Raw genomic sequence first — 13,627 nt, 5'->3', positions numbered from 1 at the left:
TTTCATTTCTTTCAATTGTGCTTATGCTCTAGAAACGTATGAACCGTCTTGTGTATTGATCACTAAGGTATCATCAACGTTTACAAAGAATGGAACGTTTACGACTGCTCCCGTTTCTACTGTAGCCGGTTTAGAACCGCCTGAAGATGTATCTCCGCGGATTCCTGGTTCAGTTTCGACAACTTTCAATTCTACAGTGTTTGGCAATTCAACGCCCAACACTTCAGATTCATACATAATAACGGAAACTTCCATATTTTCTTTCATGAATTTCAATTCATCTGTGATTTGATCTGCAGGAATTTCAATTTGTTCATACGTATTCATGTCCATAAAAACGTGCAAACCAGCATTTTCATACAAGTATTGCATTTTTCTATTGTTGATTTGAGCTTTTCCTACTTTTTCTCCAGCACGGAATGTTTTTTCTTGAACAGCTCCAGTACGTAAGTTCTTTAATTTTGAACGTACGAATGCTGCTCCTTTACCAGGCTTAACATGTTGAAAATCAATTACACGCCAAATACCGCCATCTACTTCAATTGTTAAACCAGTTTTAAAATCGTTTACTGAAATCATTTGTTTTCCTCCTGGATTCCTTGGATATTCTCTTTAAAGTTTACCATGTTTTGCGTTCATTTCCTAATGTTTCTCTTTATTTCTTTTTTAAAGAATGATCAGTTCTTTAGGAGATGTCAATAACACTTCATTCCCTGTTTCAGTAATGAGAAGGTCATCTTCGATACGAACACCGCCAAGACCTGAGAAATAAAGACCAGGCTCGTCTGTGATCACATTTCCTGGAACAAAAGGTTTGTTAGATCTCATAGAGACACTTGGACCTTCATGGATTTCTAAACCGATTCCATGACCTGTGGTATGTCCAAATGCGTCAGCATATCCATAGCGGTCAAAATGATCACGTGCCACAGTATCTAAAGCCTTACCTGTAATACCTGGCTTAGCTGCATCAATTACTTTTAGTTGAGCCTCTAAAACAAGCTGATAAATTTCTTTTAATTTTTCACCTGGGTCTCCGATCGCAAATGTACGGGTCATATCAGATACATACCCTTCATAGTAACAGCCAAAGTCAATCGTGATGATTTCGCCTTGTTCGATTTTCTTATTGCTTGCTACTCCATGAGGCATAGCTGAACGAATGCCGCTAGCTACGATCGTATCAAAAGATACTCCTGAAGCTCCTAAACTGCGCATATAAAAGTCCATTTTATTCGCTACTTCTATTTCGGTCATTCCTGGTTTGATTTCGCCTAAAATATATTGATAAGCTTTATCCGCGATCTCACAAGCTTTTTTGATCGTACTGATTTCAGCATCATCTTTTATTTCTCTTAGTTCTTCAATCAATCCAGAAATTGGGGTCAATGCACATGGAACGATTTCTTCAAGCAATTCAAACAATGAAAAGGTTACGAAATCTTCTTCAAAGCCTAATGATCGGATGCTATTTTGTTGGACGATTTTTACCACTTCTTCATATATCGAACCGATATTCTGTACAATTTCGAAGCCTACTGCTTGTTTTCCAGCTTGTTCCGTATAACGAAAATCCGTTACAAAATACGCTTTATCCATCGTAACAACACTTAATCCTGTAGTCCCTGTGAAGTTTGAAATGTAGCGCAGATTATATGGACTGGTTACCAACATTGCATCGATTCCTTTTTCTTTCATGCCACTTCTTAAACGATCTAGACGTGTCATTGCTCTCACTCCTTTTGATTTTATCTTCCCTCTATTTTTTGATCATTCATTTGTTACCACTCACCAAAACTTTAGCGTACAAATCCCATTATATCAAATGAAATAAAAAAAAGGAACCAGACCAGCAGGGGAGTCTGGTCTCGTTGAAAGTTGAAAAATTCTTGTTTATCCTGATCCTATTGGATGAATCTTTCCTTGAGCTAATTTCCTTTCAGAGTAAGACACTTACCTTTCTCAATCGAAAAAAAGACTGAAGATCCACTTCAGTCTTTTAATGATGAGGCCATTGATTCTATTATCGGTTGTTTTCTTCTGCTGGTTCTTTCTCTTCATTCGGATGTTCGATTTCTATCGTCTCTTCTTTTATATTTTCCTGAGCTGATTCATTCTTTTCTCCATCTATTTTGTTCATCGGCTCGCTTTCTATTATTTGTTCTTGTTGGTCTTTCACTGACTTATTTGTCATTTCGTTTTGTTCAGGCGTTTCTTTTTGTAGAGAAGCAGAACATTCAACTGTTTTCTTTTTTGTAAACCCATTTGCTTCTGTTGCCTGCAGCTGATAAGTATCTTCTGAAATTTTATGGATCGATACGACTCCTTTTTCAAAGTTTGCTTTTGCTTCCTTGACTGTTTTTCCACTTTCCAATTGCTTTTCCAAGGCATCTTCTGTCAAAACCAACATACTGTTAGCCAAATAAGCTTGCTTTGTCAGCCGCAGCTGATACATCTGACTACGGTAAATGCTGACTGTTCCAAAAACAACCAATAGTGTTAAACTGATAAAGACGATCATTGAAGGGAAGATTCCGCCTTCTTCATTCATTTTCTGCCTCCTGTGGTTGTTCCGCTATTTTCAATCTCACTAATCCTTTATAATGCTCCTGATTGTTAAAATCAACAGATAGGTAAAGGATTCTATTTTTAACTGTATAAGAAAGCTGCTGAACATTTAAAAGCATAGGCTGATAACCTTTGCCATCTACTTGTCGGATCAGTACTTCTTTATCTTTCATTTTAAAGTAACTGATTGTTTCCAGCTTTTTGCTTTCTTCATTGTATTTTTTAAACTCAGCTTTTTTGCCATCTGTGGTCTGAAAAATCGTACGACTTGCTTCGTATTCGAACTGATTTAAAAACAAATGCCATTCTAATTGATTGTTTTTCACCATTTGTTGATGAATCAAGTCCAATTGCTGAACAGCTGTAGACACTAGCGATAAACTAAGGATTAAAATCAACAAGGCAAAAACAGCCTCTATAAGCGTAAATCCTTTCTCTTTGTCACTGATTGATTTGAAAAGATTGAAGTTGGATAGCTGCTTCTTTTTTGTCCCCATAAACAACGATTCCTTTATATGCATTTTCATTTCTTTCTTTGATAACAAAAGTCATGCCTGCTGTCTGCCACGTTGAATCTACTCGACCTTCTTCTTTTATCATCATAACTTGTTCATAAACAACGCGCTGCAACTCTACTGCTTCTTTTTCCTGTTGAACAATTACCAACAAATGGCTCATCAAAGGAATATAAAGACAGATACAAGCTTGTATCAAAAGCCACGAAAAAATACTTTCCATCAGAAGATAGCCTTTTTGATTCAACTTATTGCCACTCAAATTTCCCACTCCCTAACTGGAAAACGACTTTTTGCCTTTTGCCATTCACTGAAAAAATAATTGGATCAAATTGATTGATATTGCCATTACCGCTATTAAAATAATATACAAAGACACGTGTGTTTAGAATTTCTACTCCCTCTGGAAGAACAAGTTCATGGTTATATTTTTGCTGCGTGGTAGCCACCACCTTAAACGTTATCTTTCTGCTCTTAGGCAGCAATTCGATTTTTGTCCGATTGTCTGTTAAAATGGCATAATTTTGAGCTGAGGTAATACTATTTGTTAAAGAAGTCTTGAATAACTTAATGTCCATTTCATTAGCGGTTCCCTTAGTAAGAAACATAGGTAGTGAGAACAATACAACAGCAATCCCTAAAACGAGAAGACTTTCCAGAAATACAAATCCTTTTTGTCTATCGAGTCTCATTTAGGATCATCCTCACTTGGCTGCTTTTGCTTTGATTTCGCCATTTTCTATTGTCAATTTACTGATGGCTTGTTTTTTCTGGCTTTCTGTTAAGTAACCGGCTGTTTCAAGCGTGTTCACTGCTGCAGAAATATCTGTTTTTGGTACTTTTGTATCCTTTTCCATATCGTATAATTCGATCTGCGTTTGCACAACAGTCGCCAAAGCTTCTGATCCCTGCAAGTCTACATTCTTCTTCTGATTCGTTAAGTTAGGAATGACCAACAACATAATAACGGAGATAATAAACAGGACAATCACCATTTCAATTAGTGTGAAGCCACTTTCTTTTTGGCCATTCTTCCATTTTCCTTTACTCTTCATTGCATAACTCCTTCCTCTAATAAATCAAACATTGGTAACAGCAAAGCTAAATAAACACATAAAATAAAACTGGCGATCAACATAAACATCAATGGTTGAATCCATTCAAAAACTTTTTGGACCTTATTCGTCAGTTGCAGTTGACAATCTTTTGCATAAAGTTCAAGTTCGCTCCCAAGTTGGCTTGTTGCTTCACCATGAAGAATAATCATACTAAGAGCTGGATCGAAAAAAGGAAAAGCAGCAAGTGAGAGTGTAAAACTGTTACCTTTTTTCAATGATTGTTCCATTATAACGGCTACTTCTTGCATCAGTTTCGTCGTACTTTTATCTTGCATCAATAAAATCATATCGTTCATCTGTAATCCGCTTTTTAGTAATTGGCTCCATTCAAAACTAAAAAACTGCGTATAGTAGAGTTTGAAGAAATGCCCTGCAATTGGAAGACCTGCAAAATAAGCCGCCTTTTTTACGGCTGAAAGCTTGCGAAGTTTCAGGTAAACAGCAAGGCTTAATATGCTCACAACCAAAAGAAACAACAGCAGTATTTCAGGGAAATATTGAATAAAACCAAAAGCCCACTTTGTTAACGACATTCCTTGCGCTGCTGTAGAAATGCCAAGCTGAGAAAAGTTTGGCAAGAGAAATAGGCGCATAGCAAAAATGATCCCTGTCATGAAACTTAACAGCAGCACTGGGTATTGCAGTAATTTAAATAATTGCTGCTGTTGTTTTAGCTTACTCTCAATATAGTTCCCTCCCGAAAGCAATGTACCTGCAAAATTCCCATGGACCATAGACAAGTAGATCTGCGCAGATACGCGTTCTGAAAAAGCTAAATCCTTTAAAACTTCATCTATCCTTTTTCCTTCTTCGAGCTCCTTTAATATTTGACGAATCCACTCCGCTTCTTTAGGCATAATCGTGATCAAAAAAAATAAAGCATCTTTTAATGTAAACCCTTCTGCAATCAAAAAAGATAATTTTGTTAAAAAACTCGCTTGGATCCGCTGCTTTTTCAGGTCAAGGAATCTGGTATTTTTGATAGCTTTGTTCGCTGATGAATCCATAAGCAGCCGCCTTTCCAAGAAGATGATTAAACGAGCGGATGTCACTCGATGTTTTTTGTCCGGATTCCAACATTTCTTTCAATGACAATCCAGATAAAACCTCATACAATACGGCTCTTCTTTCATTTGCCTTAAAATGGCTGCACCACTGATGACATTCTTCCTGGCAAAGAGGACAAAATCTAGGCAATAATTTTTGATAAACAACACCTAGCAACGTTTGCTGAAGTTGTTCTTTTGTCACACCTAATTCCATAAATCTCGCCAATACGCCAACTGTGTTTTTGGCATGAATACTTGCTAAAATCAAGTGACCAGTCAATGCACCGCGAATAGCCATTTTAGCTGTTTCTTCATCACGAATTTCACCAATGATCAAGATATCTGGATGATGACGCAAACTCTGCCTTAAAAGTGCAGCATAAGAAATACCCGCTTTCTCGTTGACTTGTGCTTGTAAAAACAATGGTTCTTCAATTTCAACGGGGTCTTCTATCGTAATGACTTGCTGCTTGATCTCTGTATCGTTTTCACGAATCAGTTGATACATACTAGTAGTTTTGCCCGAACCAACGGGACCTGAAAAAATGAGCAAGCCACTTTTGTACTGAGACAACTGTTTGATTTTCTGAACTTCCTTTTGAAAGTACGTCGTTTCATCTAATTGATAAGAGCGTGTTCGACTTAAGATTCTGATGACGATCGATTCCTGAGCTCGAAAGTTAGTAATCGTAGAAAAACGGAGCATACAATTCCCTGCTTCTGTTTGTATCTGAGCCGCCCCGCTTTGCGGCTTTCGTCTCTCACCTACATCCATATTTGAAAGGAACTTCAGATAAGAAACCAAGCGCTCTCCCTCTTCCTGCATCAGTCTGTTTTTTAATAACAGCGTATCATCCATACGATAATAGAGACTGTACTGACACCCTTCAGGAGAAAGATGGATATCACTAGAACCCTTCTGCTGGGCGTCTTGAATCATTTGAACCGTAAATTCTTCTACTTCCATTTGTTCACCTCCATTATTTGATCTTTCAGTATTAATATCTGCAAAATAAATGGTTTCCGTTTTTTTTGTCGTCAATTTATAAATGTTTTTAATTATTCATGTTTTCTCTGTTATTGACCACTTTCAGTTTGCTGCATTCTTCATTTTCTAGTCAACTTTATGATTCAAAAAAAGAAGCTGATTTTTTCTCAGCTTCTTTCGTATGGTTGCTATGTTGGTAAGTTTATTTTTCTGTTGATTCTTGCTTGCCATTTAAGAATTCTTTTGTTAAAAAGTCATAGAGTTCCATCAATTCTGTTTCCCCTTGAACCGCATCTTTGTAGGCAACAAAAAGTGTTTTGGTTTCTAAAGTCTCCATCCGTTCCCGTTCTCCGCTTTCATTGAAGATGTCGCGATAAGCTTCAGCAACAAGTTTCAAATGGGCGTGTCTTTCAACGAGGTTCAACTTGATTTTTGTATCTGGGTGCTTGCGTAATTGATTGTTCTGAAAATGTTTAAATGTTTCAACGATTTTCAGCCAGTTATTTGCAGACATTCATTTCCCTCCTTTTCTTTTTATTTGACTATTAGAGACTTGGCTTATAGATCAGTGAAATGAGCATTTTTTGTCGCGTTCATGTCTTATTTTAATCATAAAGAAAAAAGAATTCAATCTCCAGACTTGCTCTCCATTGAATGAGATAGATTATTTTTTGTTCGGTCATTAAGATGAATATAGGTGAAAATTAAGACTTTTTCATGCATATCAGGTTCTAATGTAAAAATAACGTTAAAGATCCCTATTCTGTTTCTGAATAGGGATCTAAGTAAAAGTTGTATTTACATGGCTGCATTGTGGAAGACTTCATTTACATCATCATCGTCTTCTAGTTTTTCAATTAATTGTTCCAACTGCGCTTTTTTGTCTTCAGGCAATTCTACCTCTACTTGTGGGAGCATAGTTACTTCTGCGGTTGCCAAAGTATATCCTTCCTCTTCCAAAGCATCCCGAACTTCAGCAAAATTGGCAGCATCAGTATAGATTTCAAAAACTTCATCGGAGGTTTCCATTTCGTCTCCACCGGCTTCTAGCACGCTCATCAACATGGTATCTTCATCCACGTTTAAGCCTTCTCGTTCGATCGCAATATATCCTTTGCGGTCAAACATGTAGCTAACTGAGCCTTTTTCACCTGGGGAACCGCCATTTTTATTAAATGCTACTTTTATATTCGTGTTTGTTCGATTCAAGTTATCAGTCAATGTATGCACTAAAATAGCAACGCCATTTGGTCCATACCCTTCATAAGTAACTTCGTCGTAGTTTTCGCCTTGTCCAGCATCAGTAGCTTTTTTGATCGCTCGATTAACATTGTCATTAGGCATGTTATTTGCTTTTGCTTTATCGATCATTAAGCGTAATTGAGGATTTGAATTGGGATCAGGTCCACCACTTTTCGCAGCCATATAAATTTCTTTTGAGATTTTTTGAAAAATCTTACCGCGTTTTGCATCTTGTGCATTTTTACGACCTTGAATATTATTCCACTTTGAATGTCCTGCCATTCAAAATCCCTCATTTCATTCTTATTAGTTTTATGCTAAAACAGCACTTCTTATTTTACCAAAAAAAACGCTTTTCGGCAATGTTCATTATACGTTTGATCGTATCACTTTTCCTTACTCTTTTTCGTAAAAGACATTTTTTTCTCTTCCATTTTTGTTTTGCGTTAGCCTTATTTATTTTCTTTTTCTTTTTTTACGTTTTTTCTTTGTTGCATAAATAAAGATCAAGCAAATGGCTAATCCGGTTGCAGCTCCTACACTATCAAGGACGATATCTTGAGGCAGTGGTGTCCGGTCTGGTGTAAGGCTTTGATGAAATTCATCAAAAGAAGCATAGCCCACTGCTAACAGCCATGAGAGAACAGCTGTTAAAGGAAGGCTAGTCATCTTTTCTTTAAGGCCTAGCAACCAGAATGAAGCAAGTAAAAAATAAGAACCAAAATGAGCTGCTTTACGAATAAAAAATTCAACAAATGCACTATATCCTTGAGCATGTATGCTGACTTCGCTTCCTGCATATGTAAATTGAATCGGACTTAAAAATTCTTTTAAAGGTTCATTTGCTAGCCATCTATCCAGCAATCCAGTCATTGACTGATCTTCGTAAGATTGAGAAGAACTGTAATACAGCACAAGCATGACCGCAAATGCTAAACCAATAAATAGATTGCCCTTTGTTTCTTTTTTCATTTTATTTCCTTTCTGACGCTGTTATATGATTTTTCTTTATTTTATATGATTTTGATAGATTTTTACAGTTTTTCATTCTACAATTGTTTTTAGGAATCATTTTAAAAAGATCAAAAAGCTATTTAATTCATCTGTTATCAAAAATGTGCAAGAAAGAAGGAGCAGTTTATGAAATATAGCATTAATTGGGATCTTGGATCCATTTTCCCCGGCGGCAGTCAATCTCCGCAACTGAAAGAAAAAATCACTCAAATGGAAAAAGAGTTAACTACTTTGTCTACTCAAGTCCAACAATGGAAACCAGAAGAGGACAAGCCTGAGTATGATAGATTAAAAGAAATTCTAAATGTCCAAGACAAGCTAGATAATGGTCTGACGCAAGCTTTTACTTTTGTAGAAGCTGTTCATTCCGCTAATGTTAACGATACACATGCTGTTGCTTTATATGGAAAGTTATTTGACCTCATGAGCCGTCAACAAACCATCGCAACGATATTAAATAAAGCATTCGTAGCTTTTTCAGATGAAGAATGGGAACATTTGCTGGAGCATTCTTCTTTCCAACCCATTGCTTTTGTCTTAGATGAAAGTCGAACTCATGGTAAAGAGTTGCTGAGCGAGCGCGAAGAGGCTTTGATCAATCAACTATCTGTAGATGGATTTCAAGGATGGAGCAACCATTACGATTCCTTAGTAGCAAAAGTGAAAATCCCTTATACAAATAAAGAAGGGCAAACCATTGAGCTTTCCGCTGGCCAAGCTCAAAACAAAATGTATGGTGATCCTGATCCTGAAGTACGAGAACAAGTCTTTGCAGCATGGGAAACAGCTTGGAGCAACGATACTTCTTTATTTGCAGATACACTAAATCACCTGGCTGGCTTCCGTTTAGCCAACTACAAAGCTCATCATGTCGATGACTTTTTAAAACGTCCGCTTGAATACAATAGAATGAAACAAGAAACACTCGATGCAATGTGGCAATCTGTCAGTCGGCACAAACAGCCTTTTGTTGACTACTTAAACCGCAAAGCAGCTTTGTTCGGAAAAGAAAAGCTGGACTGGCAAGATATTGAAGCGCCTATCATAATGGGACAGGCAGAACCAAAACATTATACTTTTGATGAGGGCGTTGATTTCATCATTGATAATTTTAACAAATTTAGCCCTAAAATGGCTGATTTTGCTAAATATGCGCTTGAAAACAGCTGGGTTGAAGCAGAAGACAGACCAGGAAAAGCACCAGGCGGCTACTGTTCTGATTTGCCAGAAAGTCAAGAATCTCGCATTTTCATGACATACTCAAACTCTCCAAATGAAGTCGCTACTCTGGCTCATGAAATTGGACATGCTTTCCATAGTGATGTTATGAGAGATTTGCCTATAAAAAATCAACACTATGCCATGAATGTTGCAGAAACGGCTTCAACTTTTGCCGAAATGATTGTAGCAGACGCAACAGTCAAAGATGCTGAAACAGATGAAGAACGCATAACTTTATTAGACACAAAAATGCAAAATGCACTAGCTATGTTCCTAAACATTCATGCTCGTTTCTTATTTGAAACACGTTTTTACACAGAACGGAAGCAAGGCATCGTTACTGGAGAACGTTTAAATGAGATCATGACGGAAGCACAAAAAGAAGCTTATCAAAATGCATTAGGCAGTTACCACCCTGCTTTTTGGTCCAGCAAACTGCATTTTTATATTGCTGATGTTCCTTTTTACAATTTCCCTTACACATTCGGCTATCTATTCAGTCTAGGTATCTATGCGCGTTCACTAGAAGAAGGTGCCGATTTTGAAGATCAATACATCGCTCTTCTACGCGACACAGGTTCCATGACGACAGAAGACCTTGCAATGAAGCATTTAGGTGTAGATCTGACAAAACCTGATTTCTGGGAATCCGGTATTAAAATTATGGAAAAAGATGTAGAAACTTTCTTATCACTGACAGAAGCATACGTCAATGAGTAAAAAATTTTCATGCTTGTAAAAGCGATACCCACTCGTTTCAACTCATTTAAACTCAGTCCGTAAGCAGATTGAAATGAAAAAATTTGTTGATTTGAATGATCTACTTTATTGTAAATTTAGAGAGCATGTTATGAACAACATGCTCTTTTTTATAGTGTAAGGGAAAGAACCTGTTAAACATTGCAGAACCTATCATAAATCTAAAGAAAAAATGCTTGAACATCGTCTTTTTTGACAATGTTCAAGCATTTTTGTTTATTGAATGTTTGGTTGATTAAAATCTTCCATAGAAAACGTGGAATTTTCCCCAATAAGCATTCGTCTTGAAGCTATTTTTATAAGCTGGTCCTGTACTTGATTGAGAACCAACCATATTGCCGCCGCCTGTGTAGATGGCCACGTGGAAAATACTGCTTGGGCTAGAAGATTTACCAAAGAAGACTAAGTCTCCAGGTTGTGGGCTAGAAATTTTAGTAGAAGCACTATATTGTGCTCTAGAATCACGAGGAAGTGATTTTCCAGCTTTAGCAAACACATATTGTGTAAATCCTGAGCAGTCAAATCCGCTCATTGTCGTTCCGCCCCATACATAAGGAATTTGATTGCTAGGGTTCTTACTTACGATTTCAGCAGCCACAGACAAGACGCTTCCAGATGATACTGTTTGTTTTGGTGCTTCTTGTTTTGGTTTATCTTTCTTCTCGCTAGTTTGGTTTGAAGAAGATGAACTGTTTGTTTTTGAGCTGTTTGAATTTGATTGACTTGAGCTTGAAGCAGTTGCATTTGAATGATTTGAGCTTGAATGGCTCGTTTCATTTTTCTTTGCACTTGTATTTGAGCTTGAGCTGCTTTGTGCTTGTGTGTTCGTCGTCTTATTTGCTGAAGTTGCTGAGCTTTGAGATTCATTAGTTGCAACTGTTGTTGTCTCTTGTGTACTTTCAGCTGGTTGTTCTTGGCTTTCTTCAGCAGCCAATGCCACTTGTGTTTCCTGTGTTTCTTGAGCTTCTTTGGCTTGTTGAGCTTCTTGTTCTTCTTGTTCAGCTTGTTGAGCAGCAATCAATTGAGCTTGTTCTTCTGCTTCTTTTTGTGCACTTGTATATTGCGCAACTTGTTGTTCAGCACTGTTCTTCATCTCAGAGAATTTAGCGATATCGCCTTCTGCTGTAGAAGTTTCAAGCGCCAATTGAGCTACAAGCACTTCTTTATCCAAAGCTTGCTTTTCCATTTCAGAACGAAGCATTTCCAATTCCCCAGCTAATGTATCTTGTTGTACAATTGTCTGTTCTGTTTTTTCTTTTTTACCTTCTACTGCTTTTTTATCGTCTACTTGTTTTTGAACAAGTGTCTTATTAGCACCTACTAGTTCACTGACTACATTGATTCGTCCAATGATATCGCCTAGCGATTCTGCTTCGATAATAAAGTCTAAGTAATTTTGTGTTTCGCCGTCTACTTGAACAACACGTGCTTGTTCTTTCAACTGTTCATTGCGGCTTTCAATATTTTTTTCAAGTTCAGCAATTTCTTTAAGTAAAGTTTCTCTTTCTTTTTTCGTTGTTTCCATTTCTTTTACTAATTTGGCAGTTTTTGCTTCATTCGCAGCAATTGAACTTGAAAGAGATTGTAATTCGTTTTTCGTTGTTGAACTTTTTTCTTTTAAAGAATTCAATTCTTGATTTTTTTGGTCGATTAGTTGTTGGCTTTTTTCAGCTTGATTTTTAGCTTCTTCAATTTTAGTGTCATAAGATGCAGCACTTACGCTGGTCGGCAAAACAAGGGAGCTTGTCATCATTGTTCCTAATACTGCTACAGTGAATAGCTTTTTCTTCATCTTCACGTTGTTTTTCCTCCAAAATTTTATCATCATTTTTTTGTAACGTTATTTACAAATACCGTTTAGTCCTTTTTTAGCAACGAAGCCAGTATAGCACAACCTACATCTCAGAAACGTATCGGTTATATTACAGGAACATTTAATAACGATAGTTCCAGTCATTGTTGAATTTCGTTCACAACTTGCTATTTTTTTTAGCACTTAGGATTGACAATCTCTTTTAACTCTGATTGATAACCTTTTGGACATGTTTAATATTTAAAGCTGCACGAATCAATATGATCATTTATGACACCAGTTGCTTGAAGAAAAGCGTAACAAATCACTGGTCCAACAAAAGAAAAGCCTTTTTTCTTCATATCTTTTGACAGCTGTTCTGATAGGTCATTTTTTGAAGGACGTCCTGTTTCCTCTTTGAAATGATGAATCATAGGTTGTCCTTTAACATAAGACCATAAAAATGCATCAAAAGTTCCCCATTCTTTTTGCACTGCTAAAAAAGCTTTGGCATTTTTAACAATGCCTTTCATTTTTAAAGGATGTCGGATCAGTTTTGGGTTATGCAAAAGTTCTGTGATTTTATTTTCATCATATTGAGCAATTTTTTGCGGATCAAATTGATCAAGTGCTGCTCGATAATCTTCACGTTTTTTCAACACTGTATCCCAGCTTAAACCGGCTTGCAACGTTTCTAAAATCAATTGTTCAAACAAAGCCTGATCGTCATGCAGCGGCTTTCCCCACTCTTCATCATGGTATTTCTTCATTAAGGCTGTTTTTGCCCAAGTACATCGTTTCATTTTGGTTTCCTCATTTCTTTTTTGTCTTTTTTTCTGATCCCTCTACTTTTTCTCAAATTTTTATTGTCATTTTTCTTGACTTGTAGAGGTACAATAGATATGTTACAAAAATAGACACAAAAAAAGAGACATCCTGTATAATTAAGTTACCACACAAAATCAGGAGGATGTCCCTATATGTCTATTATAACAGAAGAAATGCGTGTAAGAAAGAAAATGTGTGAGTATGTATGTGTCAAGTTTTTCTCGGGCATCCTTTTACTAAGCTAGTTTAGGCTTTCTATTTTTGTACACTCATCAGCTACCGCACGGCTCTGCCGTTTGCTGGCCTATCTGTTTGGAGAACGTTCCCAAAACAAGGAACCTTCCCCAAACAGACAGGAGTTAACGAAAACTTTTTACTAGTTGCCCCATTGCCGATGAATGAGCGGCATATAAGGGAATAGTTCCCTCTTTTGCACCGACTGACTGTTGTGTTTTTTCATGCAATATCGAGGATAAACGAACCAGCTGTTTCCGTTTGCGTTGTTGTCTCGTGCTCCTATTTTGTTGATGTAG

Annotated in this window: 15 protein-coding genes; 1 reads left to right on the top strand and 14 read right to left on the bottom strand. The window is 36.9% G+C overall.

Annotated elements, in window-relative coordinates; genetic code table 11:
- Nucleotides 1-21: 21 nt before the first annotated feature.
- From efp to BM057_RS08095, 12 genes are all read right to left on the bottom strand, one after another.
- Nucleotides 22-579, bottom strand: a complete 558-nt coding sequence (gene efp / locus BM057_RS08150; RefSeq protein ID WP_047390406.1) for an elongation factor P — start codon at nucleotides 577-579, stop codon at nucleotides 22-24.
- A gap of 87 nt (nucleotides 580-666) precedes the next feature.
- Nucleotides 667-1,728: a M24 family metallopeptidase gene (locus tag BM057_RS08145; protein WP_092092829.1), complete on the bottom strand. Its 1,062-nt coding sequence runs from the start codon at nucleotides 1,726-1,728 to the stop codon at nucleotides 667-669.
- 295 nt (nucleotides 1,729-2,023) lie between these two features.
- On the bottom strand, nucleotides 2,024-2,551 hold the full coding sequence (locus BM057_RS08140; protein WP_092092827.1) for a hypothetical protein: 528 nt from the start codon (nucleotides 2,549-2,551) through the stop codon (nucleotides 2,024-2,026).
- Nucleotides 2,544-3,065, bottom strand: coding sequence for a competence type IV pilus minor pilin ComGF (gene comGF / locus BM057_RS08135; RefSeq protein ID WP_177186210.1), 522 nt, complete (start codon nucleotides 3,063-3,065; stop codon nucleotides 2,544-2,546). The genes BM057_RS08140 and comGF overlap by 8 nt, the downstream gene beginning before the upstream one ends.
- Nucleotides 3,010-3,345: a hypothetical protein gene (locus BM057_RS08130; RefSeq protein WP_052181775.1), complete on the bottom strand. Its 336-nt coding sequence runs from the start codon at nucleotides 3,343-3,345 to the stop codon at nucleotides 3,010-3,012. Before BM057_RS08130 ends, comGF begins: the two co-directional genes overlap by 56 nt.
- A complete protein-coding gene (gene comGD / locus BM057_RS08125; RefSeq protein WP_047390399.1) occupies nucleotides 3,332-3,775 on the bottom strand; it encodes a competence type IV pilus minor pilin ComGD in 444 nt (147 codons plus the stop codon). The genes BM057_RS08130 and comGD overlap by 14 nt, the downstream gene beginning before the upstream one ends.
- A 12-nt stretch (nucleotides 3,776-3,787) precedes the next feature.
- A complete protein-coding gene (gene comGC, locus BM057_RS08120) occupies nucleotides 3,788-4,138 on the bottom strand; it encodes a competence type IV pilus major pilin ComGC (RefSeq protein ID WP_047390397.1) in 351 nt (116 codons plus the stop codon).
- Entirely contained in the window at nucleotides 4,135-5,208 is a 1,074-nt protein-coding gene (comGB, locus tag BM057_RS08115) for a competence type IV pilus assembly protein ComGB (protein WP_047390396.1), read from the bottom strand. The genes comGC and comGB overlap by 4 nt, the downstream gene beginning before the upstream one ends.
- The gene (comGA, locus tag BM057_RS08110; RefSeq protein ID WP_092092823.1) at nucleotides 5,162-6,217 is read right to left on the bottom strand and encodes a competence type IV pilus ATPase ComGA; all 1,056 of its coding nucleotides are present in this window, start codon (nucleotides 6,215-6,217) and stop codon (nucleotides 5,162-5,164) included. Before comGA ends, comGB begins: the two co-directional genes overlap by 47 nt.
- Nucleotides 6,218-6,440: 223 nt before the next feature.
- A complete protein-coding gene (locus BM057_RS08105; RefSeq protein ID WP_047390392.1) occupies nucleotides 6,441-6,752 on the bottom strand; it encodes a hypothetical protein in 312 nt (103 codons plus the stop codon).
- 284 nt (nucleotides 6,753-7,036) lie between these two features.
- Nucleotides 7,037-7,762 (bottom strand): YebC/PmpR family DNA-binding transcriptional regulator, encoded by a 726-nt coding sequence (locus BM057_RS08100; protein ID WP_092092820.1) that lies wholly within the window; start codon nucleotides 7,760-7,762, stop codon nucleotides 7,037-7,039.
- Nucleotides 7,763-7,936: 174 nt separating this feature from the next.
- On the bottom strand, nucleotides 7,937-8,452 hold the full coding sequence (locus tag BM057_RS08095) for a VanZ family protein (RefSeq protein WP_092092818.1): 516 nt from the start codon (nucleotides 8,450-8,452) through the stop codon (nucleotides 7,937-7,939).
- A gap of 168 nt (nucleotides 8,453-8,620) precedes the next feature.
- Here BM057_RS08095 and BM057_RS08090 point away from each other — a divergent pair, with 168 nt between their 5' ends.
- Entirely contained in the window at nucleotides 8,621-10,435 is a 1,815-nt protein-coding gene (locus tag BM057_RS08090; protein ID WP_092092815.1) for a M3 family oligoendopeptidase, read from the top strand.
- Between the two features lie 274 nt (nucleotides 10,436-10,709).
- Here BM057_RS08090 and BM057_RS08085 read toward each other — a convergent pair whose 3' ends face one another.
- Complete coding sequence (locus BM057_RS08085) at nucleotides 10,710-12,266, bottom strand: C40 family peptidase (RefSeq protein WP_245741889.1); 1,557 nt, start codon at nucleotides 12,264-12,266, stop codon at nucleotides 10,710-10,712.
- A 254-nt stretch (nucleotides 12,267-12,520) separates the two neighbouring features.
- Nucleotides 12,521-13,069, bottom strand: a complete 549-nt coding sequence (locus tag BM057_RS08080; protein ID WP_092092810.1) for a DNA-3-methyladenine glycosylase I — start codon at nucleotides 13,067-13,069, stop codon at nucleotides 12,521-12,523.
- Nucleotides 13,070-13,627: the final 558 nt, after the last annotated feature.

Origin of the sequence: Pisciglobus halotolerans, assembly GCF_900113675.1 — a bacterium.
GTDB lineage: Bacteria > Bacillota > Bacilli > Lactobacillales > Carnobacteriaceae > Pisciglobus > Pisciglobus halotolerans.
This window is presented reverse-complemented; position numbering and strand designations above follow the sequence as displayed.